The sequence below is a fragment of the Micromonospora sp. CNZ322 genome, from assembly GCF_007827755.1.
Window position 1 is genome coordinate 207,592 of record NZ_VITD01000009.1, and the last position, 24,215, is coordinate 231,806.

Here is a 24,215-nt window from a genome sequence, read left to right on the forward strand (position 1 = left end):
CCTACGGCTCCGGATCGATCACGGAAAGTCGTCGGGTCGGGTGTCGGGCAGCGTGGCCAGCAGTTGCCCGGCCAGCCGCCGCACCGCGCCGTCATCCTCCTGATGCGCGAGCCGCACGAGCACCTCCCGGGTCCGGGTGTCCCTGTCGTAGTGACGGGTCAACGCGAGCAGCGCGGTCCGGCGGATCTCCCAGTCATCGTCGTCAGCCAGCCGCAGCAGCAGGTCCCGCACCCCCGTGCGGCCGGCCGGGCCGGCGCCCAGCTGCTCCACGGCCCGGCGGCGAACCTCCAGGGCCGGATCGTCGCGGACCAGCCCGACCAGCAGCACCTGAACCTCCGGGTCGGCGCCGAAGTGCTCGCCGAGCGCGGCGGCGATGCGGGCGCGGATCGCCGGGTCCTGGTCCGACAGGCGGCGCATGAGCCGCAGCGTCACCGCCATGGACGCCGAGCCCTGCTCGGTCAGACAGCGCACGGCCGCATCGAACACGGTCGGGTCGGTGTCGGACTCGACGCATTCCAGCAGCACGTCGGTCGCCAGTTCCGGGCTCCCGTACGCGCAGAGGGTCTGTACGGCGGCCAACCGGATGCCGACGTAGCTGTCTCGGCGGGCCCGCCGGCACAGTGTCTCCATCAGGCCCGGGGCGTCGCCTTGGCGGGCGAGCGCCTGGGCGGCGGCGCACAGCACGTTCGGGTCGGGGTCCCGACTGACCTGCTCGGCAAGGCACTCCCGCACCTCAAGGTCCGCCGGGTCGGCGAGACGGGCCAGGCTACGGGTGACCCGCAGCCGGACGATCGGGTCCCGCTCCTGGGAGGCGCGGCTGATGAGCAGATCTCGGGTCGCGTGGCCGAACAGCGGTCGCCCGGTGAGCAGGTCGACCGCGGCGAGCCGGACGCTCGCGGTCGGATCGCGTCGAGCGCTCTCCAGCAGCAGTTCCCCGGTGCGGTGGTCGGGGTAGGCCTCGGCCAGCGCGCGCACCGCGGCGAGGCGTACCGTCGCGTCCTCGTCGACGTGAGCCGAGCGGGCCACCACGGTCCACCCGGTGTCGTCGGCACGGTCCCTGTCGATCAGAGCGCTGACCGCGGCGGCCCGCACGGAGGACTCCTCGTCCTGCTCGATTTGATCGATCAGCCGGGCCCGGCAGCGGCCCTCCGGGTCGGGTACGAGCGCCAACCGCTGCACGGCGACCACGCGGACCCGCGCGGACGTGTCCGAGCCGGCCAGCTTCAGCAACAGCTCGGTGCTCTCCGGGCTGGGGCGCTCGGGCAGCAGCTCGGTCAAAATGCAGCGTCGGACCTCGTCCGGGGAATCGCCGGTGACCCGCTGCAACGCCGTGGTTCGTGCGGACTCGGCGTACTCCGGCAGAACCAGCAGACCCTTCAGCACGCACTGCACCACACCGGGGTCGGTGTCGGTGGCCAGCAGTCGCTGCATCGTCTCGGGTGCGTCCGGCAGGTCGGCGCAACGCGCAGTGAGCACTCCGGCGGCGGCTCGCCGCACCGCGACGGCGGTGTCCCCGGTGGCTCTGGCCAACACCTGACGGACGTCGTCGGAGAGTTCGGGCCGGGTGCCGAGGGACTGCACGGCCAGCGCCCGCACCGCGAGATCGGGGGAGCTGGCGAGGTCGCGCAGCACGTCCACGAGGTCGAGGTCGGCGCCGAAGTGGGCGACCAGTGCGCGTACGGCGGCCTGCCGCACCGCGGTGGAGACCTCGGCCTGCGCCTGGGCGAGCAGGATGTCCCGGCATCGGTGACTGCTGCCGCCGGTGGCGTCGAGGCGGCCGGCAGCCTCGGCCAGCCCGGCGACCAGGGTGAGGTGGGCCTGCCGCTCGCGGCCCTGCCCCAGCTCCCGGACGAGCAGGTCCTCCATCTGCTCCTCGGCGGTGGACAGCACCGCCGCGATCCGGGTGGCGAAGGGAGAGCCGGATCGCCAACTGGTCCGGACCCCACGGCGGCGGTACCAGTGCAGGAAGATCTCCCGGCCGGGCCAACTCGGGCCGAGCGCCCGGATCGAGGACAGCAGCTCCTGCTCGGTGAGATCCACCAGGTTCGGGTCGTCGGCGGAGATGCCATGCTCGATGAGACGCACGACCTGGCGCAGCACGGCGTCGCCCGCGCCGGCCATTTCGGCGGGCTGCGGCGCCTCGGCCACGCACTGCGCCGCCAGCACCAGGTTCCACGGCGGCCCGGTCAGGTTCAGCGGCGGCCACGGTTGAGTGGCCTCGGTGGCGAGCACCGTGACCAGCTCGTTGGCGGTCTGGGCGGGCAGGGCGCTGGCAACCAGTCGAAGCACCTCCCGCCACGACGGATCGGCCCAGCGCTCGCGAAACAGCGAACGCAGACGATCAGGGCCCCAGGTCGGATCGTGCTCGCATCTGTCCACGATCTCTTCGGCACAGAAGAACTCCAGGAACGCGCGGTGCACGAACCCGAACAGTCGCAGTCCGTAACGTTCCAGGATGAAGCTTCGCTGCCGCAATTTGTCGATCATCGAGTAGGCCATGGCGAGCGCCCGCTCATTCTCAAAACCGTAGAACGCGACGAGGTGGTCACGGAAGATGCGCGCCAATTCGTCGGATTCAATGTAGTTTCCGGCGGGGCCGGACTCGCGGAACTGCATCCAATACGCCAGGTGACGCAGCAGCCGACGCTTCGCCTGCAGGTCCAGCGACGGGACGTCGCCGTGGCTCTCGCGCAGTTGCTTGGTCACATCCCACTCGGAGATCAGTACGTCGGTCACGTGCGCGTAGAGCCGCCGTCGGTTGCGGGGCAGCGGGTGACCCCGGCCGACGATCGCCATGAGCATCAGCAGCAGGGGGTTGCCGGCGATCTCGCGCATCGCTCGAGAACTGCCCACCACGTCGAGGATCTGCCGCCGCTGCCGCTCTGCCTCCGCAGCCGACGTGGGCATCACGTAGCGGTACCAGTTGCCGAGGAACCTCGCGATCTGCTCGTCGTCGAGATCCTCCAGGGTGAAGTGGTCGAAGCCTGCGTTGGCAAAGGTGTGCCGCTGGTAGCCGGCCGCCCGCGAGGTGACCACGGTCAGCACCCCCGGGTACTCGTTGGCGAACGTGGCGATCTGTGCGGCCACCTCTTCCCGCTGCGCCGGGTCGAACACCTCGTCCAGGCCGTCGAACAGGAACAGCGCCTGGCCGCCCTGGCGCAGGTACGCCTCCAGCACGTCCTGGTCTATACCGGCCAGCCCCTGCTGGTGGCGGTGGCCGACGTAGTCGAGCAAGCCGTCGCATCGGCCGTCCCCATGATGGGTGGCGTAGGAGCGCAGCTCGATCAGGACGGGTAGGTACCGGTCCAGCGCACGCAGTCGAGGCTCGACGCAGACCTCGGCCAGCGTCAGCGCCAGGTACCGCGCGGCCGCGGACTTGCCGGAGCCGGGGTCGCCGAGCAGCACGATCGTGCGCCGGCCCGGGTCGGACACCACATCGAACAACGACAGCTCGTCCTTGGCCGCGTACTCCTCCCAGAGCCGCTCCACCTCCTCCGGGTTGACCACCCCGGGCAGCCCTCCGACGTCGTCGCCCGGCGTGGACCCGGCCCAACGCCACCACGCCAGCGGCATCTCCGGTCGCGCGTCCTCGTGGACGCGGGGCTCCACGAACACCTTGGGCAGCCCGACGGTGAGGTAGCCGATGGTGGGACGCGGTGAGACCGCGTCCACCGAGACGGCCTGGTATCTCAGCGACAACTGCTTGTAGTACTGGTTGCGAACGGCCGTCGGCAGGTGGGTGTCCGGGTCGGCGGGCTCGCGCGCCGGGGACCTGCCACTGCGTACGTCGGCCAGTGCGGCGGTCACCTTGGCGGTCAGGTCGTCCACGCCGGAGAAGAAGGCGCAGAGGTGGCGCTCCTTGAGCTCACGGCGTAAGGCGACGATCTGCTGCCAGTCGGCATCGCGGTCGATCATGTCGACCGGCCAGGGAGTGTCCTCCGCGAGCAGGAAGACCAGGCAGGGCTTTCCCGCCGCGAGCGCCTCCCGGTACTCCAACTCGGTGATGGAGGACTCCTGGCCGGGCGGCCGGAACCCGTACCGCCAGGCGAACAGCCCCACGTAGAGGTCGCACCGGCGCACGTCGGCGAGGCAGCGTTCCAGCGGCGGCCGGATGTCGGCGCCGTACGCCTCCATGGCCACGTCGTCGATCTCGAGACGGCGAGCCACGGCGTGCACGGCAGCGCGGTATTCCAGCAGGTCCTTTTGTGTGGCCGAAATGTAGACCTTCATGAACGGCAAACTCCAGGGGGTGGCTGGCGACCGCACCATTGAAAATATCAGCCGCTGTCACGTCCGTCCGACCCGCGAACACTCCGAACGCCCGCCGTACATGGGATTCCCGCCGACCCCGGGCTTATGATGGCCATCAACAGATACGGATCCGAGATCGAATCTCGCACTCGCGGAGTTTCGGTTGTCCGACGCGGATCCGTGTCAGTGCCGGTCACCAGGGGTGTACGTCAATCAGTATGAGCCGCATACCGCGGGATGAGCGCGGGTCGGTGGCAGCGTTGCGGAGGAAGCCATGCTCACGGTCGGTGAGGTGCACACCAGCCTTCTGCAGCACAGCACGGCGTTGGCCCAGGAGCAGAGCGCCGAAGTGCTCGGCCTGATCGAGGGCGAGGCCGTGCTGACGTCCCGGCGTCCATCGCTGTACGCGGTGTCACCCGATGTGCGCACCGGTGTCGACTGCTGGCTCCCGAGCGCCAAGAAGCGCCAGTTACGTGGGGTGGGAGCCGTCGTCACCCGGGCCATCATCACCGGCGGCCGGATCGTGCAGGCCTCCTCGGTCATCCACGTCGTCGCCGGCGAGCGCCGCCAGCCGTGGTCGCACTATCTGGCCAACCCCGGCGTCCTGGAGACGGTCGGCAAGCTGGACGTCGCCGACCTGAGCGCGGGCTTCCTGCACGGCAACAACGCCGACGTGCTGAACCTGGAGGCGATCACCGGCAGGGTGCTCGACGGTGTGCAGATGTCAGACCTACTGGACCGGCGCCCGCCACTGCGCACCGCCCGCACACGGCTGCGCTGGACCGCACAGGCCGACGAGCGTCCGAACCGGGACGTCTCGGCGGTGGTCACCGTGGACTCGCCCACCCTGCGTACGGTCGAACTCGTGCTCGACCCGCAGGACGTGCCGGCCGCCGTGGCCGGGCTCTGCGAAGATCTCGCGTTGCACGACTGGCTGCTGACCATGCTGTCCTCGCTGGTGGAGTCCGCGGTCACCCGCTCGGCCTCCGGGCAGGAGCACGTCGAGCGGCTGCGGCCGGTGCTGGAGCACCTGCTGCACCTGTGGCTGCCCGGCGCGCGGGTGCACCCGCGGCTGCGGCCGATCTGGGACCAGTTGGAGCAGGTACCCGGGTTCAGCCGTCAGTGGAACTCGTCGGTCAACTGGATCCGGGATCAGATCAGCGTGAGCAACATGGCTCTGCTACGCGACCTGGCCGGCCGGGTGGCCGTCGACGAGCCGTGCCGACGCTGAGCACGCTCAGTCGCTGATGAACACGTAGCTCAGCCGGTCGACCAGCTCGCTGGGCAGGTGCAGGCCCTCGCCGCCGGCCCGTTTGGCGACCTGCTGCGCGACCGCCGGCGGCACCGCCACCTGGCCGAGGATGGTCCGTACGGCCAACTCCACCGGCAGGTACTGGGTGCCCATCAGGGTCAGCGTGCGATACGCGCAGAACGGCGCGGCCGCCGGGTTCAGCTGGACGATCGCCGGCAGTTCGTCCCAGTCCGTCGGCAGCTCGCCGGTGAGCTGACACGGCTGCGTCATCGTCTCGCCCCGATGCCGTAGCACGCCGAGTCGGGTCATCTGCCAGACCGAGGCGAGCAGGGCGCAGGCCCACACCCGGGCATCCGGCTCGTCGGACCAGAGCTCGATGTCGACGAAGATGGAGTGCCGGGGATCGCCAGACTGTAACGGCGGAGACCACGGACGTGGCAGGGTCATCGCCGGCGCGTCGGCGTGCCCGGGGGACCGTTTACCGTTGGACAACCAGCCCGACTCGCTCAACGGTGGACGACTCCCGGTGGTGTGCCGAGGTGGTTCCACCACCAGTGTGTCGACCACCAACCGGGCCAGTTCGGCTCCGTCGTGCCGAGCGAAGCTGGACTCCCGGGCCACGTAGTCCAAGATCAGGCCGTGCTCCGCCGCGGCGCTCTGCACCTGCGGGATCACCTCGCGGGGGGTACCGAAGCGGTGGAAGTAGTCGTCCAACATGAAGCAGGTGCTGATCCGCGGCTCCCGGAGTGCGGGCAGCCCTCGTCGGGCCAGAGCCGGGATCGCGGCCGACCAGTCCGCGATCCGCTCGAACTTGCGCCTCAGCTCCTCACACCCGTCGCCGAAGTCCTCCGCGTAGAAGTGCCCCAGCTCCACGGACAGATGCGAGTACGCCACGCTCTCTGTACGACGCACCGCAGCTGCCTCCTGGAACCTGACATCCATGCCGATCACGCGGTGTCCCATGCCGTCTCGTCGAAAAGCTTCTCGGTCAGGTCAACGAAGGCGTCCACCGTCTTGACGTTGGCAATTTTGGATTGCACGTCGTGATCGGAGATCAGCTGCTCCCGCCACTGCAGCAGAGGATCCAACGGCACCTCGCCGAGCAGCGTCGTACGCCCGACACCTCGTCGTCGGGCCAGCTCCGACAGCTCCGTGTCGCACTTGCGCAGGAACGCCTGCTGGGCGAGGCCGAGGTGGCCGACCTCCGGGCCACGTGAGTTGATCACCGCCGTACGGATGAAGCGCAGCGACTCCCGTAGCCTGTCCGGCTCGTGGCCGTACTCCTTGCCCATGGCCACGATCCCACCCGCCTCGAAGGCCAGGTCCGCCGCTGCGGTGACGTGCTGGGGAGTCCAACGGTGGAAGACCAACCAGCGCACAGCGACCTTGCGCAGGGTCGAGGTCGCGGTGGCGGCCAGCGCGATCTGACTGGCGTACGACCGGCCGGCGCTGAGGTCCACCAGGGTCAGGTCGAACTCTTCCTCCAGCCGGAGGAAGAGCTCGGCGCAGCGCTTGGCGATGTCGTTGGTGAAACCGAACTCGCTACCGTTGCGTTGCCCCGGCAGGAGCACCAGCGGACCGGACCCGATGGGCCTCTGACGCAGGCTGGCACGTTCGGAGGTGCCCCACACGTCCAACTGCTCCGGAGACGGGATCTCCCCGCGCAAATATCGGTGCAGGCCACCACCGTTGGGCCCGGCGCCCTCCACGCCATTGACGGCCTGCGGAATCTGGAACGTGATGCCGGCGGTCGGCGAGCCGAAGTCGTAGTCCAGGTAGCAGGTCGGGCGACCGGACAACGCGCTGCGGTAGGCGATGTTCGCCGCGGTCACCGACCGCCCGGTGCCGCCCTTGTGCGACGTGACGAAGACCAGCATTCAGATCCCCTCGCTGGCCTTCTGCTGCCCCGTGGCGACGTCGTTGAGCAGCAACAGGAGAGTGTTCACCAGAGCGGCCGCCGTGCCGGGACGCTCGTCGACCAGCAACTGCGCCCGGCCCAGGCTGGCTCGGATGCTGCGCATGCTGCGCTGCATCGCCTCACCGTCGAAGGTGCCGCGCATCAACTCCCGGTCGAAGAGGTATTCGGCCTCGTCGACGAGATCCTGCGCGTAGTCGGCCAGCCGGCCGGCTCGTGGAAACGGCCGCTCCCACAGCAGCTGACCGGAGGTGACCAGAGCCTGCACCACCCGCTCGGTCAGATACCAGGAGGGTGCGTCCGGCTTCGGCGCCAGGCCGGGAAAAGCACCACCGGCGTGGTCCCACAGCCCCTGGTGCCGGCCGTCCGGGATGCGCCGCAGCAGCAGGTGGTCCCACACCTCGTCGGCCAGCTCGAGCAGTTCACTGCGCCGTCGGGCGTTGCTCAGCAGACCGGCGACGGTGGTCGCCCGCTGTAGCAGCACCGTGGAGAATTCGTTCACGTTCCACGTCATGATCGGCTTTGACGTGTCGTCGTTCAGGGTCACCCGCTTGCCTGGCGCGTGCACGAACAGCGCCGGCTCGCCGGGCGACGCCCGCCGGGTGATCCGCGCCCGCTGCGCCAGCTCCACCAGCACCGAGGCGATCCGCCCGAGCTCCTCGTCACCGCCGCGCCCGACGGCGATCAGGCCCTTCACCGCCAGCGACGTGGCCTGGAGGGTGTAGTAGTCGGTCCGGTCACCGTCGGTCGTCCGCCAGGGGATGTCCTCGATGGGCCACCGCCGTCGGTTGCCGAAGGTCGCCACCGTCGCCCAGTACGTCCGGGTGAGCTCCCAGCGCAGTTGCAGCGCCCGGGACAGCCGCTGCTGCTCCTCGTTGAGCAACCCGAGCAGCCGGGTGCGTTCGGAGTTCAGGTCCTCGATGGCGTCCATCGCGATCACCGTGAAGTAGAGGTAGGGCGCATTCTCCGCGGAGCCCTCACGCTGCAGGCCGATCGGTTCGGTGGTCGGGACCTCCTCGGCCCCGGAGATGATCCCCCACGACCATCCGCACTCGAACAGCATCTCGCTGTTGTCCAGGTCCTCGGTCACCCGACCCGACCCGATGATCACGCTACGCAGGCTCGCCATCGTGTCCCGCAACTGCTCGCGCAGCGCCGCCACCAGCTCCCGGCGCGGCAGCTCGTCCTGGTTGACCATGTCGCACAGACGAGTGCCGTACTCGTCGGTGGAGGTGAAGACAAAGGTGCTGAAGCTGCGGAGCAGACCGACCATCGCCGCCGTGAGGCGCGCGCCCGCCATCGCCTCCAGTTCGTCCAGTTGCGCCAACAGGTCGCGCCGCTGGGTGGAGCCCCGGTAGACCTTGACGAAACCGATCGTCGCCAGCGTGAGTGTGACCGACACCGCGAACGAGTCGACGATGTCCAGGGAACGCTGCTCGTCGGTGAGCTCCGGACCGCCCTCCAGCGGGGTGAGGTAACTGCCCCCACCGAAGATCGGAGCGCCGGCGTCGTCGGTGTACCGCCGGAAATAGTCGATCATCACGCTGACCAGCCGGCGGGGAATCTCGATCGCGCCGCCGATCGGGCTGAGCGCCTCGATCACCTCTTCGTCGGCGCGGTCCGGGTCGTCCAGTGACAACACGGGGACCTTGGCCGCGGGGAGCAACAGGGTCAGCAGTTGCTCTGCGTCGCTGATCGAGTTGCTACCACTTCGGCTACCCCAGTGCCATTCACCGTTCGCCCAGCAACTGCGAACCGTAGCCCGCCAGATGTCGAGGATCTCCTGGCGCGGCTGCATCCGCATGATCCACCGCCGTCTGTTGTAGTCGTCGACTCGAAACCTCTGGTATTGCCGTGCCCACAATGGTCCACGATGACGTACAGCGTCATGGTAGCGGGCCAGTCGAGTGCCCCTTGAAAGGCTTCGATGGCCGCGTGTCGGCACTCCGGCCAATCGGGCACGATGGAATGCCCCGCCGCCACGCTGCGCCAAGAGCACGACGTCGGCGCATCCCACAGGCACGCATCGGCGCTATCCGCGGGTACGGCCGGTGGCCAGCAGCATGCTCAGATACCCGTCCCGCAGCGGCGGCTTCGGCCGCACCTCGTGGACGTCCAGGTCGTACGCGCCCGCCGCGATGCTGGCCACCACGTCGGCGCGCTGCAGTGACACCGCCGGGAACATCCGCGGACCGACGCTGTAGCCGAGGGACCCGAGCATGACCGTCACGGCGAAGGGCGACCCGGGCCGCAGCGCGTCCAGAAACCGACCGATCGCGTGCTCGGCCTCGGCCCGGTCGGCCGAGATGGAGCAGGCCACGAAGAACATCGTGCCGGCGCTCCAGGCGTGCCTCGGCAGGGTGAAAACGCTGGCCCGCACCACCCGGCCCACCTGCGCCAGGCGCCGGCGCGGGTCCGCCAGTGCCGCGTACGCCGGGTGCTCCGCGCACACCTGCCAGTACGGGTCCCAGAGCTCGTCGTAGCTGTCGACCTGCATGCGCAGCCAGTTCACGTTCGCCGTCGACCATTCGCACAGGTCGACGGCCCTCGCGAACGGCAGAAGCGACAGCGCCGGATACAGATTCGCTCCGGACCCCACGTCGACGCACCGCGCGTCGGAGAGCTTCGCCTCGGCGAAGAAGTCTCGGATGCGGCAGAGGATCTCCCGATCGTCGGACCGCAGATCCGCGTAGTTGTGCCGGACATATGCCTGCGGGTCGAAGCTGTCCCACTCGACGTCGGAATTGACCGGCCTCGGCGACTGAATCGGCGAGCGTGGCGTCGACTCGCCGCAACCGCCCCCAGTCGCCGGGGTCAACGCCATGGACGGGCCTCCATCGGGTCGGCGAATCACATTGGTCGCTGAAGCGGCGCTCAGTGCACTGCCCATTATGTATCGGAGGTGGTGTTGGCTCACAAGTGTAGGAACTTCACCATCCGCCAGGAATGACGACGACAGGACGGTGGCCGGATGCCGACAACACGTCCCACCGACCCGATAGACACCTGGTAGGCCGCCGCCTCCGCACCCCACCACATCAGACAAACGATCACCGTGATGAACGAAGCTGAGCCCTCAGAACATTCGCCCGCAGCGGGCACAGCAGCTCAGACGATCATCACCGAGTGCGACGCCAAGTTGGAGCGTTACCGGGGCCGCAGTCGGGCACGTTCTCGACGCAGACCAATCTTCGTCGCCCGGAGACCGACACCTGCGAGCACTGCACGCACCCGTCGTCCACGCTCACGACGCGCCTCGCGTCAAGCTCCACACCTAGGGCTCGGTGCTCATCGGCCCAATAACTGATCCCACCCGTTCGAACGCGGCTGGTAGCGTGCGCCGAACATGAAGATCATGGGGGAACATCGATGAACCGAACTCGACTCGTCCTGACTGGCTTGGCCGTTGCGGCGGCGATCGCGATGTCCGGCTGCGATCCGCAGCCCAAATCGGAGGGCACCGCAACCTCGCCGTCCCCGGCGGCCTCGAGCGCCGCCCCGACCACCACAGCGACCAGCACCGCAGCCAACGACGCGGCCACAGTGAAGGTCTGCGCCGACATCAGGAAGGACATCAAGGACAACGCGACCAAGGTCACCGAGGCCGAGAAGATCGGCCCGCCAGCCGGGCACTTCGCGGTCAGTGCCCAGTGGGCCGCCGGCTCGGTCGCGATCCTGGCGCACTCGATAGGCGCCAACGAGGCAGTCACCGCCGCCTCCGAAGAAATCCAGAACGAGATGATGGGCCTGAGCGACGCGTACAACAAGTCCGCCAAGGCCAAGCCCAGCAAGAAGGCCCTGGAAGCCGCCATCAAGGACCTGGACACCGCCTGCTCGGCCGCCTGACCGGTTCGACCACGCAATCGGCGGTGACCCTCACCCGGGCGGTCACCGCCGATTCGCATGTCTGCGCGGCCTGCGGCACCTGGGTCAGCGGCCTGTGAGCAACCGACGGTCAGCCTGCGCGACGCCCAGCGAGCTACCGCGAAGAGCGGCGCGCTGTTCCCGGCAAGCCACACATCGGTCCAGATAGGTGGCTACTGCTGACGGAACCGATTCCGTACATCGGTGAAGACCGCCTAGCGAGGATCTGACCCCGCCGCTCATAGAGACCTGGTTGTAGACGGCCAGGGATTTTGCCGTGCGGCTCTACCCGATGCTCCTCGGGCGTGGGACCTTCCGCGCCCGTTGGAGTCGTGGCGGCATGATGATCTGTAGAGCGAGGAAGGCGGCGTGGGTGCCCGGGTCGTGTGATGTGGTGGTCTTCGGGCCGGGCAGGCGGGCGACCGCGTCGGCATCCTGCGCGCCGGCGAACTGGTAGAGGTGGCGTCCGTCGCACAGCTGCGCCGACTGCACCACCCCGAGGTGGCCGTGACATTCATCGGCACGCCACCGGACCTCGCCGGCGTCCCCGGCGTCAACGGCCTACACACCGACGGCGCCACGACGACCGTGCGGTTCACCCTGAACGGCTCCCCCGCTGCGGCGCTCGCCGGACAGATAGCCGATCTGACGGTGCAGTGCGGCCTTGTCCCTGCGCGGGTCGAGTCCGAGCACAGTCGCGTGTCCATCCTGTACGCGCTGCTGGCCGTTCCGGTCGGGGTGTTCGTCGCCGTGCGGCTCGCCGCCGTCGCCGCCGGCACCGCCGCGGCCGGCATGGTCGCCGGTACATTCGGCTACCGCCGTGACCTGTGTGCCTGAGCGGGTCGCCGTCGCAACCGCTGTTCACCGCTCCAACGGGCGCAGCCGATTGTTGACGTCGTGCACTCCCGGAGTGCCCCAGGCGCGGGCGTGGGCCTCCGTGCGGACATCAGCGCACGTGACCACGCCCTCCAGGATGACCACACGGTTCTGCACTTCGATGCAGATGCGTTCGTGACGCAACCGGGGATCCCGCTGCATGCGCTCAAGCAGCTGGCAGGCCAGACGGGCATCATCAGAGGCTGGCCCGGTCTGGAACAGCGATGGAGGGTCGTCGGGAAAGAACCAGGGGACGTAGGTCATGCTGCCTCCTCACAGGCGCTTCGGTGTTTCCTGCGTTCGCGCTGCAAACACCGGTCGGGCGGGGGTGACCGGGACTCAGCGTCGGGTCGGGGCCACGGGGTCCGGCGGAGCGTCCTGCTCGGCAGCCGCGATCGTCTGGCCGGAGTCACCGAGCTTGACCAGAATCGGTGTCGTGTCGTGTGGCATGAGCTGCTCCTTTCATATCGTCTGTTCCCCTTGCGCTACCCAAAGGGCGTCCCGGACTAGACGACGAAACGATGACAATTGCTGCCCACTTTCGTGACGCTGGCCGTGCCCGTCCGTCCCAGACGGCGGGGGTGCGGCCAGCAGATCACCAACGCCGGAGGGGTGGCGCGGCGACGGTGGCACGGTCGCCGTCAGTGCTCACTGGCGCCGCTATCCTTGATCGAGTACGACCTGTACGCATATGTCCGCTAGCTGAGGGGGAACCGTGCCCGATCAGATCGACCTCGCTCGCCTGCGGGACGTGCTCGACGGACCGTGGGCCGCAGTCCGCAACGCGCACCGGGAGCACCTTGACGCGCGTTTCCTCCCGGTCTACGGCGAGACCGGTGACCAGGCACGGGAGCGGATCACCCGGTTGCTCACCGAACTCCCCGCCGAGCTCGGTATGGCGTCGGCCTTCCCCACCGAGTACGGCGGCAGCTCCGACGTCGGCGGCTCGATCATCGCCAGCGAGATGCTGGCGCAGGTCGACCTGTCGCTGATGGTCAAGGCCGGAGTGCAGTGGGGCCTCTTCGGCGGCGCGGTCGCGGCCCTCGGCACCCGCCGCCACCATGACGCCTATCTCCGGGACATCGTCTCGGGCACGATCTTCGGCTGCTTCGCCATGACCGAGACCGGGCACGGCTCCGACGTCCAGCAGCTGCGCACCACCTGCACGTACGACCCGCAGACGCAGACTTTCGACCTGCACACTCCGTACGAGGCGGCCCGCAAGGACTACATCGGCAATGCCGCCCGGGACGGGCGGATGGCGGTGGTCTTCGCGCAGCTGATCACTAACGGCTGGCGGCACGGCGTACACGCGTGGTTGGTGCCGATCCGCGATGCGCAGGGCAACCCGCTGCCCGGTGTGCGCATCGGCGACGCCGGGCCCAAGGCCGGCCTGCTCGGCGTGGACAACGGGCGGCTCACCTTCGACCACGTACAGGTGCCGAGGGACATGCTGCTGGACCGCTACGGTCAGGTCGCACCGGACGGGACGTACTCCAGCCCGATCGAGAACGACTCGCGACGCTTCTTCACCATGCTCGGCACCCTGGTCCGCGGCCGGGTGAGCGTCGGCGGCGCCGCGTCGGCGGCCACCAAGTCGGCGCTGACGATCGCGGTGCGCTATGGCGACATCCGCCGCCAGTTCGGCACACCCGACGCCGACCGGGAGGTGCTGCTCAACGACTACCTGGCCCACCAGCGCAAGCTGCTGCCCGCCCTGGCCACCACGTACGCGCTGCACTTCGCCCAGACCGAGCTGGTCACCGCGCTCAGTGAGGTGCAGGGCGGCGACGGGCCGGTCGACGAACACCGGCAACGGGAGCTGGAGTCCCGGGCCGCCGGTCTCAAGGCCGCGCAGACCTGGCATGCGACCCGCACCATCCAGATGTGCCGCGAGGCGTGCGGCGGCGCCGGCTACCTGGCCGAGAACCGGCTACCCAGCCTCAAGGCCGACACCGACGTCTTCACCACCTTCGAGGGCGACAACACGGTGCTGTTGCAGCTGGTGGCCAAGGGGCTGCTCACCGGCTATCGGGACGAGTTCGGCTCGCTCGACGGCTGGGGGCGCGCCTCCTTCGTCGCCGAGCAGGTCCGCGAGATGGTGCTCGAACGCACCGCCGCGCGGTCGCTCATTGAGCGGCTGATCAGCGCCGTACCCGGTCGCGACGACGAGGTCGCCGTCACCGACCGAGGCTGGCAGCTCAAGGTTTTCGAGGACCGCGAGAGGCACCTCCTCGACGGCGCGGTCCGCCGCCTGCGCAACGGCGCGGCCACCAAGAAGAACCGGCCCTTCGACATCTTCAACGACGTCCAGGACCACGTCCTCGCCGTCGCCGCCGCGCACATCGACCGGATCACCCTGGAGGCGTTCGTCGCCGGCATCGAAGACACCGCCGACACCGCGGTCCGGGCGCTACTCTCGCGCGTTTGTGACCTGTACGCGCTCAGCGTCATCGAGGCCAACAAGGGGTGGTTCCTGGAGCACGGCCGGCTCACACCGGCCCGCTCGAAGGCGATCACCGGCGTCGTGAACGGATTACTCAAAGAGCTACGCCCGCACCTGCGCACGCTCGTCGACGGTTTCGCCATCCCGGACTCGTGGCTGCACGCCGCGATCCTGCGCGAGGAACCCTGCCGGCAAAAGACCATGACCGCTCACGACGCCGCCGGTGATCCGGAGGCAGTCCCCGCCCAGGCGGGATGACTCCACAGGTCGATCGTCACCAAACGTCACGCGGAGCTGCACCCCGTGCCGCTTCCGCCCCGCTGAAGCCGCTCAGACGCGATCGCGAGTGATCTGGACGGCGTCATCGATCAGCGAGAGACGAGACCCCGTCTCCAGCGCCACGGTGACGAGGGCCATGTACGGCTGCAATGATCGTGGCCATGCGGTGGGAGTCGCAGTGACGGCTACGTCGGATGGTGGAGTGGCGCCGGTACACGGTTCGTTGGCGGTCTATCCCGGTACGTTCGATCCGTTCACCCCGGGGCACCGCGACCTGGTGTCCCGTGCTCGGGTGATGTTCGACCGGGTCATCGTGTTGCTGGCGGTGAACGCCGACAAGCAACCAACTGCCGAGGCCACGGCCAGGGCCGCACTCGTGCGCGACGCCATGTCGGCAGCCTGGCGCAATGTCGAGGTCGATACCTGGACCGGCTTGACCACTGCCTACTGCTTGCGCCGCGGCGCCACGATCATCGTTCGCGGCGTGCGCACGGCCGCGGACCTTCGCTACGAGTACCAGCTCGCTGCGATGAACGAGCAACTCGGCATTCACACCGTCTGGTTGCCCGCCCGTCCGCAGCTGGCCGCCACGTCGTCAACGGTCGCACGCGCCTACCGCTCGGCACAGTCGGCCCGTCCGTCGCACAACGCTGAGGAGTGACGCCCCGGTCGGCGGCAGATGTGCGCACCTGATCATGGGAGAAAACCCTGGATAAGGCCCGGGTGGTGCCGTGTGGGGCGGGAGGCTCAGGACAAGAAGCAGTGCAGGGCTGCGGTCAAGTCGTCGGAGTTCTCCTCGGCGACGTGGTGGCCGGACTCAATGGCGCCAGCGCTGACTCCCGCAGCCGCATCGGTCGATCGTGGAACACGCCCACAATTGCCACGCTGTGTCAGCGGCAGACCCGCGCGTACGCGGATCGCGGCTGGTAGCCAGTGACGAGCGAGCAGCTTGCCACGGCGCTGTCGAGTACTCGGTCGAGGCACGACGCGCCTCCCCGTGCGGAGTCCGGCGTCGCTCGCCGCGCCCGCGAAGCGGAGAACTCGAGCTTGACCGATAGGTCGGTCATCTGCTTATGTTGATGACATGACTAGGCCCTCCACGCCGATGCGCGAACCCACATATTTCATCCTCGCCGCGTTGCAGGACGAACCGCTGCACGGCTACGCCATCGTCAAGCGCGCGCAGGAGTTGTCCGACGGGCGAGTGCGGTTGACGACCGGCACGCTGTACGCCGCGCTGGACCGGCTCAACGGTGAGGAGATGGTGCGGGTGGCCGAGGAGACGGTGGTCAACGGTCGCGCCCGTCGCACGTACGAGCTGACCGAGCGTGGGTTGTCCGCACTGCACGAGGAGGCTGCGCGGCTGATCGCTGCGGCTCGGGTCGTTCGAGACCGCTCCGTACGGTCGACGGCGGCGACGGTTCGGACGGCGCCGGCATGACCGGCCTTGAGCGCCGCTACCGGTGGCTGCTGCGCGCGTACCCTCGGGCCTACCGGCAGTACCGCGCCGACGAGATGCTGGAAACGCTGCTGGTCGCAGGCGAGACGGACCGGAGGCACCCGAGGCTTCGGGAGTCCATCGCACTCGTGGTCGGGGGCCTGCGGGTCCGCTCCGGTGTAGCCCAGCTCCGCTCCCGGGACGCCTTGCGATACTCCGCCCTGCGATCGACCGCACTGTCCCTGCTCGTGTGCGGCGTTGCCCTTACAGCCCTGCCCCTCACGTGGCGCTTATGGCTGCTATTGCCGGGTAATTCTGCCAGCTTCTTGTATGAGCGAAGCTCGGTCACGCCCGCATTGCTGCTTCTCGCGCTGGCCGCCGCAGTCTGGGCTCGCTACCGCCTCGCACTCCCCATAACCATTGGCGCCTTCGGCTGGGAGATCTGGTACTCCGCAGCGAATGACCTGAGGTACGCGGTAGAGCCATGGGCAAGGTACGACGATGCTTTGGGGTTCCGGACAGGCCTCTACCTGATCATGCAAATTTCTACGTGGGTATGCTTGTTAGCCCTGTTGACAATGGTGCCACTACTTCGAGCGCGCCAACCACGGGCCACGCGACCATGGACCTGGCTTCTCGGTGCCACGATGACCATAGCGGCTATAACGCCCAATCCGCTCAATGGCTGGGCAGACGGTTTGACCCTACCGGTCATCATGGCCGCCGGGCTGGTGGCAGCCCTCGTGGGCGCGGCGTTTGATGTGCGGGTATCGATCGCGGCCAGCGCGGTCCTTCTGACGCTAATGCTGCCTATGCTGGCCTATCAGCCGACCAATTGGACGCTCTACGGTTGGAACTCGAACCCGCGAAATGTGCTCCTCGAAGCCGTGGTCGGAATTTTCGCCATCAACGTCGCCGTCAGCAGAATGGCCGCCCGCCGGCAAGTCACCCTCTGACGGTGTGGTCGCTCGACACGGATGTGACTGCTGAGCCGAGCGTCCTTTGCGGACGCCGACGCCTGGCCAGCGACCGTTAGCCTCAGGCGTTCCCGTGGCGAGCTGGACGAAGGACCGGTCATTGATCGGTTTCCCGGCCACTCGTGCGGGTACCGCCGCTGGTCAGGACCGAGGAAGGGACGCCCATGGCCGAGCGTGAGCAGCGTGACGGAGAGCAGACCGGAGTGCCGCAGGACGAGGCGGCCCGCGACACCCGGGCGGTACAGGACGCCCACGGAGGCAGCATGGCGCCGGGGCTGGTCGACGACACCGGTCACCCGGTAGCGCAGGCGCCGGCCGACCGGTTGGCCGAGACCGAGGGCGCGGACAACCCGTTCGGATACGCCGAGGAGGTCATTGCAGAGGATGGGACCTAGGGAAACGTGAAGCCACAGGCGCGGCCATCCGCAGTCTGCACCGGCCTGCCGGGCCGCGATGCTCTGGCCACACGGGTGAAGCACGGGTGGCCCTGGTTGTTTCTCACCGCCGAAGCAGGCGGCGGTATCGTGCCCCGCCGACAGCAGGGCGCTTCCGCAACGAGAGGCGACCAGACTTGTCGGGAGGACTTGTTCGTGGGCATGGAGTTGATCGGGCGTCGGCTGTCAGCTCAGAACCGCACGCCCTATTGGATGATCCGACGACGGTGAGTTTTGCTGCTCTTCGGTGACCTCGACGCAGCATCCAAAGGAAACAAAGGCGCACGAGTGCTGGGAGACTCCCGACGTGCACCTCAACCCCGTAGCGCCGAGCACGAGAACTCCAGCGCCTGGTGTGGTGGTGGCAGCGTGTGTTACGTGAGCGGACCATCGTGGAGGACTACGTGATACGGCCTGGTCCTCCAAGACTCGCCATGGTTGATTTGTCCGTCTGCGGAGCGAAGCTCAACGGTACGCAGAGCGCCCACTCCTGAATCAGGCAACCCTGCTGACGGGCGTTGGACACCTCAAAATTCGCTGCGGCCTGGTGCTCGAATCGCCACCGAGTCGCCTACCCGTCAGGCCGGCATGCGACGCTCAAGGGCCGCGACCAACGGGCCACGCCGCGTGGCCCCCCCGACACTATCGCCCAAGCCCGCACAGTTCCTGGCATGACAGCACGGCACCCCCCCAACCCCACACCTCTTGTGCCCGGAGGAACGCAGACCATGGACCACGCATCTCAGCTCATCCAGGAGCGGAGTGCCCCGCCAGCCACGCTGGTGATCTTCGGTGCCTCCGGTGACCTGACCCGGCGTAAGCTGCTGCCCGCAATTGAGAGCCTGGCGCGGCACGAGCGGCTCCCGGACCAGTTCGCGCTGGTCGGCGTCGCGCGCACGTCGATGACCGACGAGCAGTTCGCCGAGAGCGCCCTCGGCGAACGCACCCTCGCCAGCAAGCGCCAGCTCCAGGGCGGCGTGCGGTACGTGGCCGGCGGCTACGACGACCCGGAGACCTACAAGCGACTCGTGGAGACCCTCGACGAGTTGGACGCACAGCGGGGCACGTCCGGCAACCGGCTCTTCTACCTGTCCACACCGGCCGGGGCCTTCGAGCCGGTGATCAACGGACTGGCCGGCGTCGGGCTCAACCACCCACGCGAGGGCTCCTTCTCCCGCCTGGTCATTGAGAAGCCGTACGGGCGCGACCTGGTCACGGCCCGCGAGCTCGACGGCGTCGTGCACAGCGCGTTCGAGGAGCACCAGGTCTTTCGTATCGATCACTATCTGGGCAAGGACACCGTCCAGAACGTGCTGGCGCTACGCTTTGCGAACTCAATTTTCCAGCCCATCTGGGATCGCTCCTGGGTCGACCATGTGCAGATCACCGTCGCCGAGACCCTCGGCGTCGGCAGCCGCGGCGGCTTCTACGAGGACGCCGGCGCGATGCGGGACATCGTGCAGAACCACGTGCTTCAGGTCCTCGCGCTGGCACTGATGGAGCCACCGGCCTCATTCGAGGCTGAGGGCCTGCGCAACGAGAAGGTGAAGCTGCTGCAGGCGATCCGGCTCCCCACCGACCGGGACATCGCCGAGGCCGCGGTCCGGGGACAGTACACCCGGGGCGGCACGCGGGAGGAGCTGATGGCCGGCTACCGCGAGGAGGCCGGCGTCGACCCCCTGTCGCGGACAGAGACCTACGCCGCGATGCGGCTCAACGTGGACAACTGGCGCTGGGCCGGGGTGCCGTTCTACGTACGCACCGGCAAGCGCCTGCCGGCCCGGCTCACCGAGGTGGCACTGCAGTTCCAGCGGCCGCCGCACCTGCCGATCCCGACCGACCAGCTCACCGGCCTCGATGCTGACGCGCTGATCCTGCGGATCCAGCCGAACGAGGGCATCTCGCTGCGCTTCGGCGCCAAGGTGCCGGGCCACTCCTTCCGGGTCCGCACCGCCACGATGGAGTTCTCCTACGACCAGACGTTCGTGGAGGAGTCCCCGGAGGCGTACGAGCGTCTGCTCCTGGACGCGCTGATCGGTGACGCGTCGCTGTTCATCCGCAGCGATGAGGTGCAGCAGTGCTGGCGGATCGTCGACCCGATCATCGACAACTGGGCGAAGGACAACTCGCCGATCCCCACCTACGAGGCCGCCTCCTGGGGCCCGATCGATGCCGACCGGCTCATCGGTGGGCACGGCCGCAAGTGGCGCAACTCCGCGTGACCCTGCCACAACGAGTGGCACCGCGCTGCTGAGCCCGATCGCTTGGTCGCACGATCGACGCGCAGCGGTGGGTGGGGGCCGGCTCCCAGCCCACCGCTGCGCCGTACGCCGGCTGGAGCCGGGTGAGCGGCAGCCGCTGCCCGGCACGGCCACCCGTACCTGGTGGTGGCGATCCAGGACGCGAAGAACGTGGTGCAGGCCGTGGAGGCACCCGCGTCGACGCCGACGTGCCCACCGATCGGCTCATCTATCGCGACGCGGACACCGTCCACATGCTCAGCAATGTGGGCGGCACCAGGTAGACCGCGCGCCTGGTCGAACTGAGGTAACCGCTGGCACGGTAGTCGGACGCGAAAACCGACATTCCGTAAAAACAGCAGCATTGGGTGCGTAACGTGCCGGACATGTTCTCTCGCACATGGCGTAACCTGTTGCTCACAGCGCTCGGGATGGGCATGCTCGCCGGTGCCGGTCAACTCGGCATCGCGTTCAGCTTCGGCATCGTCCAGCTCGCCGGCGCCTCCACCGGCGCCGCCGTCAACCAGTGGCCTGCCCAGCTCGTCTGGGTGGGCTGGTTCGCGGCACACGCCGCCGTAGCCGGCACCGTCGTCGCCGCGCGCCTGGCCCGCCGGTACGGGGTGCTGGGGAGCACGGGCAGATTGGTGGCCGTCGCCGCCGCCGCCGCGCTGGGCGCCACCGTCGTGGCGCCGCTCTGCATCCGGCCAGCCCAGGCCGCCGAGCGCTTCTCTGTGGACCCGATCTGGGCCGTCGGCATCTGCGCGACCCTCGGCGCGCTGGTTGGCGCGGGTGCCGCGATCGCCGTACTGGTGAAGCCGCCGCTGGGTTGGAACATGGCGGCAGTGGGCGGCGTGGTTTGGCTGCTGGCGCTCGTCTCGGTCGTCCCGTCGCTCGCAACCGCCGGGCCGTTGCCCGCCGTACGGCTCGGTGTGCTGGAGCCGGCCGGGCTCGACGCCGACGCGGCACACCGGCTGGCGATCCTGACTCTGCCGTCGGTGGCCCTGCTCATCGGCGCGGCGACCGGCGGGCTGGCCCGCTGGCGCGGGCATCCGCCGCTGGTCAACGGCGTGACCGGCGCGGTCGGCACCGTGCTGGTCGCGTTCACCTATCTGACCGCCGGTCCCGGCGACGCCGTCGACCGGTACCAGATCACGCCGTACTACGCGGCGCTGCTCGCCGTCGCCGCCGGTGTGCTCGGCTCGGCCGCCGCCGCGTCGTTCCGCTGGCCGTTCCTGCCGCGCACCGCCGAAGCACGGGTCGCCGAGTCAACCGACATCCTCCGTCCGCTGGCCGCCGGTCCCGCCGTGCGGCAGGCCATGAGGCCGGCCGATGGTGGTACGACCGACGAGCCGGAGCCCGTCGACCTGGCCGGCACGGGGCCGGTCGCCGGCGCGACCGCAGCGAAGCTCCCGACCGCAGCCGAACCGCTGGGCCTCGGTGCACCGACTGTTACCGCCGCATCGGCCGCACCCGCCGACCTCGCCACACCGGCCGACCTCGACGACAGCCCGGAGACATCGGAACCGGCCCCCGCGACGGCGGCCCACCTTCCCGCGGGTCCTGGCGGGGACGGCTCCGGGACGGCGGAGGCCGCGGTCGACAACACCGAACCCGAAGGGATGCCGCCCGACGGGGCGCTCGTCGCCCCGGGGACCCTCCGGATGTACCAACCGCCGAAGACCGACCGGACGCGGGTTCAGGCGACCTGGCCGGTCGTTCCGGCGCGGCGGGTGCCGCCCTCGGCCGAGCCCGCTCCCGGCGGCGAGGCGACCCAGTCAGCCGGCACGCAAGAGAGGCCCGAACCGGCGCCCCCACCTCGGCACCGGCCGCCCCTGCCCAACCTGAACCGGGCCGCGAACTGGGACGCCCTCGCGACCGCCCGGCGCGCCGGGCCCCCGCCCACGACCGATGCCGTGCCGGCCCGCCCCGCCCCGGCCGACCCGGCATCCGTCGTCGAGGCGGGACGGGCCAACGGGCGGCTGGGCCTGTTCCGGCGCAACAAGTCCCGGGCCGACGGGGACGGCGCGGGCACCCCGGCAGACGGCGAGCCGCTGCCGAGGCAGGACGCGGAGTTCGTCGACTGGGTGACCCGGCTGGGCAATCCGGTGGCGGACAACGAGCCGGATCAGGAAGGCGGTCGCCGGTCACTCCGCTCCACCGGCAGCCACCACAGCGACCGTTAGGAGTTCTTAGCTCCAGCCACACCTGGTGGAGTTGGAGTCTCGCTCGCTCAGGACGCTGCCCGTGGGATCGGTGTCTCGAATGACGGAGCTGCCGCAGACCTCAGCGAGGCTCACCCGCAACGCTCCACATCGGTCTGCAGCGCGTATGCGGATTCGGTCGACGGCGCCCCAACGTCTTGCGCGCCGTCGGCCGGCATCGGCGGTCGGGCTGGTGTCGCGCTCGACCGCGGACCGATCTATGCCGGCTCGCGCACGCCGCCGGCGTTGCCACCGTCGTCTGGCATCGGTTCGGCCGGGGCTTCGGGCAGCTCGTCCGGCGCGCCAGGCAGAAGGACGCCCGCGTCGTCGGGCACCGGTTCACGCGGGTCGATGGGCGGATACTGTTCGGGGTCGAGATCCGGTCCAGTCATCAGGCGAGTATCCGTCGTCTTCCGGACTGCCGCTCGTCGGGCCCGCGAGCCGGGCGGCCTTCCCCTCGCCCTAGGCGACTGGCGGCACTGATCCGTCGGCTGCCTGTCACCTCGGGCGGTGCTCATCGGCGTCGGCCTGAGCCCACTCGCCCCGATGGCCACGGTGGCGCGGGCCGGGCCGGGCCGGGCCGGGCCGTGAGGCTAACGGGGTGTTGATCGGGTCATCACCACTTATTGAATAGATGCTGACAAATTTTAACCAGGCTTGGCAGCATGGCTATCACCGACCGACGCCTCCTCGCCGCCACCCTCGTGGCCGGGCTAACTCTGCTCGCCGCCTGGACACCGGCACGCGGCGCGGAGCCCACTCCAGCGTCCACGTCAACCGCGCTGTCGGCCCCACGGGGCTACTCCTCGCGGTCATACTGCTCATCATGGTCACGCGGTGGCCGAGTCCCCGGCGGACGGGGCCTTGGTCGGTGACCAGGGCGTGCGAGGCCCAGACTCAGTCGTTGCCCTGGCGGGTCGCTCCGGTCCCGATCACGCGCAGGTGCGCCAGCCCCTGCGACCAAGACTGGATCAGAGTGGTCTCGTGGTAGGCGATGCCATAGTCGGCGCAGAACTGGCGGATCAGTGGCTGGGCGTGGCGCAAGTTCGGTCGGGGCATGCTGGGGAACAGATGATGTTCGATCTGGTAGTTGAGCCCGCCGAGTAGTACGTCGAGGATCCGGCCGCCGCGCACATTGCGGGAGGTAAGGACCTGCCGGCGTAGGTAGTCGAGGTCGTCGGCCTCGCTCAGGATGGGCATCCCCTTGTGGTTCGGGGCGAAGGAGCTACCCAGATAGAGGCCGAAGAGTGCCTGGTTGACCAGGATGAACACGATCGCCTGCGGAACGCTCAGGACCAGGAACACGGCTGCGAGGTAGCCGGCGAAGTGCAGGACGAGCAGGCCGGCCTCCGCAGGTCGGTGCCTGAGTCCGCCGCGACTGACGACCGCCCGGACGCCGGCGGCGTGCAGATGCAGACCCTCCAGCATCAGCAGGGGAAAGAACAGCGCCGCTTGGTGTCGGACGAACAGCGCCCGCAGGCCGCGCTGCGTCGCGGCCTGGCCCGGGGTGAATGACAGTGGAGCCACGACGATGTCGGGGTCGCGGCCCTCGGTGTTCGGGTGGGCGTGGTGGCGGTTGTGCTTGTCGACCCACCACCCGTAGCTGATCCCGGTCACCAGGTTCGCGCAGACCATGCCGAGCACGTCGTTCGCGCGGCGGGATCGGAAAATCTGTCGGTGCCCTGCGTCGTGACCGAGAAACGCCAGTTGCGCGAGCAGCACCGCGACGCCGGCCGCGGTAGCTGTCTGCCACCACGACGACCCGAGCCGAACGAACACCACGCCCAGCAGCACGAGACAACCCAGCAGAACCGTCACCCGGGCCGCGTAGCGGCGCGGGTGACGGTCGAGGAAACCCGCGCTTCGGACCAGGCGGGACAGCTTGGCGTACGCACTGCCACGGTCACTGCGGGCGCCAAGATCCGCGTTACTCACTCTCGTCCCTCCTGTACGACCGCCAGTTCCGGTTAGGGGTCCGCCAGCAGCTCGTGCGGGCAGGCACGTGACCCCTTCGGGTGCGGCAGACATCGAACAAGCCAACC

At 69.1% G+C, this 24,215-nt stretch carries 18 protein-coding genes and 1 pseudogene; 11 read left to right on the forward strand and 8 right to left on the reverse strand.

The genetic code is table 11. The features are described 5' to 3' along the window. Nucleotides 1–18: 18 nt before the first annotated feature. Entirely contained in the window at nt 19–4,230 is a 4,212-nt protein-coding gene (locus tag FB453_RS21975; RefSeq protein WP_186718438.1) for a HEAT repeat domain-containing protein, read from the reverse strand. A gap of 295 nt (nt 4,231–4,525) precedes the next feature. Between FB453_RS21975 and FB453_RS21980 the strand changes: the two genes are divergently transcribed. Beyond that, complete coding sequence (locus tag FB453_RS21980) at nt 4,526–5,482, forward strand: SCO2521 family protein (RefSeq protein WP_112583164.1); 957 nt, start codon at nt 4,526–4,528, stop codon at nt 5,480–5,482. A 6-nt stretch (nt 5,483–5,488) separates the two neighbouring features. On the opposite strand, the gene FB453_RS21985 is transcribed toward FB453_RS21980, so the two are convergent. From FB453_RS21985 to FB453_RS22000, 4 genes are all read right to left on the reverse strand, one after another. Beyond that, nucleotides 5,489–6,466, reverse strand: coding sequence for an SCO2522 family protein (locus FB453_RS21985; RefSeq protein ID WP_486480371.1), 978 nt, complete (start codon nt 6,464–6,466; stop codon nt 5,489–5,491). Continuing rightward, nucleotides 6,451–7,380: an SCO2523 family variant P-loop protein gene (locus tag FB453_RS21990; protein WP_145792984.1), complete on the reverse strand. Its 930-nt coding sequence runs from the start codon at nt 7,378–7,380 to the stop codon at nt 6,451–6,453. Before FB453_RS21990 ends, FB453_RS21985 begins: the two co-directional genes overlap by 16 nt. Further along, nucleotides 7,381–9,222, reverse strand: coding sequence for an SCO2524 family protein (locus FB453_RS21995; protein WP_145792985.1), 1,842 nt, complete (start codon nt 9,220–9,222; stop codon nt 7,381–7,383). 228 nt (nt 9,223–9,450) lie between these two features. After that, nucleotides 9,451–10,242 (reverse strand): SCO2525 family SAM-dependent methyltransferase, encoded by a 792-nt coding sequence (locus FB453_RS22000; RefSeq protein ID WP_112602245.1) that lies wholly within the window; start codon nt 10,240–10,242, stop codon nt 9,451–9,453. A gap of 545 nt (nt 10,243–10,787) precedes the next feature. Between FB453_RS22000 and FB453_RS22005 the strand changes: the two genes are divergently transcribed. Next, nucleotides 10,788–11,264 (forward strand): hypothetical protein, encoded by a 477-nt coding sequence (locus tag FB453_RS22005; protein ID WP_145792987.1) that lies wholly within the window; start codon nt 10,788–10,790, stop codon nt 11,262–11,264. Between the two features lie 477 nt (nt 11,265–11,741). After that, nucleotides 11,742–12,119: a hypothetical protein gene (locus FB453_RS22010; protein ID WP_145792989.1), complete on the forward strand. Its 378-nt coding sequence runs from the start codon at nt 11,742–11,744 to the stop codon at nt 12,117–12,119. Between the two features lie 24 nt (nt 12,120–12,143). On the opposite strand, the gene FB453_RS22015 is transcribed toward FB453_RS22010, so the two are convergent. Beyond that, entirely contained in the window at nt 12,144–12,422 is a 279-nt protein-coding gene (locus tag FB453_RS22015; protein WP_145792991.1) for a BON domain-containing protein, read from the reverse strand. Nucleotides 12,423–12,873: 451 nt separating this feature from the next. Between FB453_RS22015 and FB453_RS22020 the strand changes: the two genes are divergently transcribed. From FB453_RS22020 to FB453_RS22055, 8 genes and pseudogenes are all read left to right on the forward strand, one after another. Then, a complete protein-coding gene (locus tag FB453_RS22020) occupies nt 12,874–14,862 on the forward strand; it encodes an acyl-CoA dehydrogenase family protein (protein ID WP_145792993.1) in 1,989 nt (662 codons plus the stop codon). A 223-nt stretch (nt 14,863–15,085) separates the two neighbouring features. Beyond that, nucleotides 15,086–15,544, forward strand: coding sequence for a pantetheine-phosphate adenylyltransferase (gene coaD, locus FB453_RS22025; RefSeq protein WP_486480372.1), 459 nt, complete (start codon nt 15,086–15,088; stop codon nt 15,542–15,544). 423 nt (nt 15,545–15,967) lie between these two features. Continuing rightward, nucleotides 15,968–16,324, forward strand: a complete 357-nt coding sequence (locus FB453_RS22030) for a PadR family transcriptional regulator (RefSeq protein WP_112583157.1) — start codon at nt 15,968–15,970, stop codon at nt 16,322–16,324. After that, the gene (locus FB453_RS22035; RefSeq protein WP_145792996.1) at nt 16,321–17,277 is read left to right on the forward strand and encodes a hypothetical protein; all 957 of its coding nucleotides are present in this window, start codon (nt 16,321–16,323) and stop codon (nt 17,275–17,277) included. The genes FB453_RS22030 and FB453_RS22035 overlap by 4 nt, the downstream gene beginning before the upstream one ends. 185 nt (nt 17,278–17,462) lie before the next feature. Beyond that, nucleotides 17,463–17,693 (forward strand): hypothetical protein, encoded by a 231-nt coding sequence (locus tag FB453_RS22040; RefSeq protein WP_145792998.1) that lies wholly within the window; start codon nt 17,463–17,465, stop codon nt 17,691–17,693. Nucleotides 17,694–18,460: 767 nt separating this feature from the next. After that, nucleotides 18,461–19,954 carry a glucose-6-phosphate dehydrogenase gene (gene zwf / locus FB453_RS22045; RefSeq protein WP_112726932.1) on the forward strand — a complete coding sequence of 498 codons (1,494 nt, stop codon included), beginning with the start codon at nt 18,461–18,463 and terminating at the stop codon, nt 19,952–19,954. A gap of 109 nt (nt 19,955–20,063) precedes the next feature. Further along, a pseudogene (locus FB453_RS34995) lies at nt 20,064–20,256 on the forward strand (cupin); the annotation flags it as partial. A 102-nt stretch (nt 20,257–20,358) separates the two neighbouring features. After that, nucleotides 20,359–22,155, forward strand: coding sequence for a hypothetical protein (locus tag FB453_RS22055; RefSeq protein WP_145793001.1), 1,797 nt, complete (start codon nt 20,359–20,361; stop codon nt 22,153–22,155). Between the two features lie 236 nt (nt 22,156–22,391). Here the strand turns inward: FB453_RS22055 and FB453_RS34320 are convergent, their stop codons facing one another. Together FB453_RS34320 and FB453_RS22065 are read right to left on the reverse strand one after the other, a co-directional pair. Then, complete coding sequence (locus FB453_RS34320; protein WP_167457586.1) at nt 22,392–22,565, reverse strand: hypothetical protein; 174 nt, start codon at nt 22,563–22,565, stop codon at nt 22,392–22,394. A 505-nt stretch (nt 22,566–23,070) separates the two neighbouring features. Next, a complete protein-coding gene (locus FB453_RS22065; RefSeq protein WP_145793111.1) occupies nt 23,071–24,201 on the reverse strand; it encodes an acyl-CoA desaturase in 1,131 nt (376 codons plus the stop codon). Nucleotides 24,202–24,215: the final 14 nt, after the last annotated feature.

Bases quoted from the DNA above. Each gene is read 5' to 3' on its own strand.
- FB453_RS22000 (WP_112602245.1), bottom strand. From the start codon at position 10,242: ATGGCGTTGACCCCGGCGACTGGGGGCGGTTGCGGCGAGTCGACGCCA.
- zwf (WP_112726932.1), top strand. From the start codon at position 18,461: ATGGACCACGCATCTCAGCTCATCCAGGAGCGGAGTGCCCCGCCAGCC.
- FB453_RS22065 (WP_145793111.1), bottom strand. From the start codon at position 24,201: ATGTCTGCCGCACCCGAAGGGGTCACGTGCCTGCCCGCACGAGCTGCT.
- FB453_RS22040 (WP_145792998.1), top strand. From the start codon at position 17,463: ATGGCCGAGCGTGAGCAGCGTGACGGAGAGCAGACCGGAGTGCCGCAG.
- FB453_RS22055 (WP_145793001.1), top strand. From the start codon at position 20,359: ATGTTCTCTCGCACATGGCGTAACCTGTTGCTCACAGCGCTCGGGATG.
- FB453_RS34320 (WP_167457586.1), bottom strand. From the start codon at position 22,565: ATGACTGGACCGGATCTCGACCCCGAACAGTATCCGCCCATCGACCCG.
- FB453_RS22035 (WP_145792996.1), top strand. From the start codon at position 16,321: ATGACCGGCCTTGAGCGCCGCTACCGGTGGCTGCTGCGCGCGTACCCT.
- FB453_RS22015 (WP_145792991.1), bottom strand. From the start codon at position 12,422: ATGACCTACGTCCCCTGGTTCTTTCCCGACGACCCTCCATCGCTGTTC.
- FB453_RS22030 (WP_112583157.1), top strand. From the start codon at position 15,968: ATGACTAGGCCCTCCACGCCGATGCGCGAACCCACATATTTCATCCTC.
- FB453_RS21985 (WP_486480371.1), bottom strand. From the start codon at position 6,466: ATGGGACACCGCGTGATCGGCATGGATGTCAGGTTCCAGGAGGCAGCT.
- FB453_RS21995 (WP_145792985.1), bottom strand. From the start codon at position 9,222: ATGCGGATGCAGCCGCGCCAGGAGATCCTCGACATCTGGCGGGCTACG.
- FB453_RS21990 (WP_145792984.1), bottom strand. From the start codon at position 7,380: ATGCTGGTCTTCGTCACGTCGCACAAGGGCGGCACCGGGCGGTCGGTG.
- FB453_RS22005 (WP_145792987.1), top strand. From the start codon at position 10,788: ATGAACCGAACTCGACTCGTCCTGACTGGCTTGGCCGTTGCGGCGGCG.
- FB453_RS21980 (WP_112583164.1), top strand. From the start codon at position 4,526: ATGCTCACGGTCGGTGAGGTGCACACCAGCCTTCTGCAGCACAGCACG.
- FB453_RS21975 (WP_186718438.1), bottom strand. From the start codon at position 4,230: ATGAAGGTCTACATTTCGGCCACACAAAAGGACCTGCTGGAATACCGC.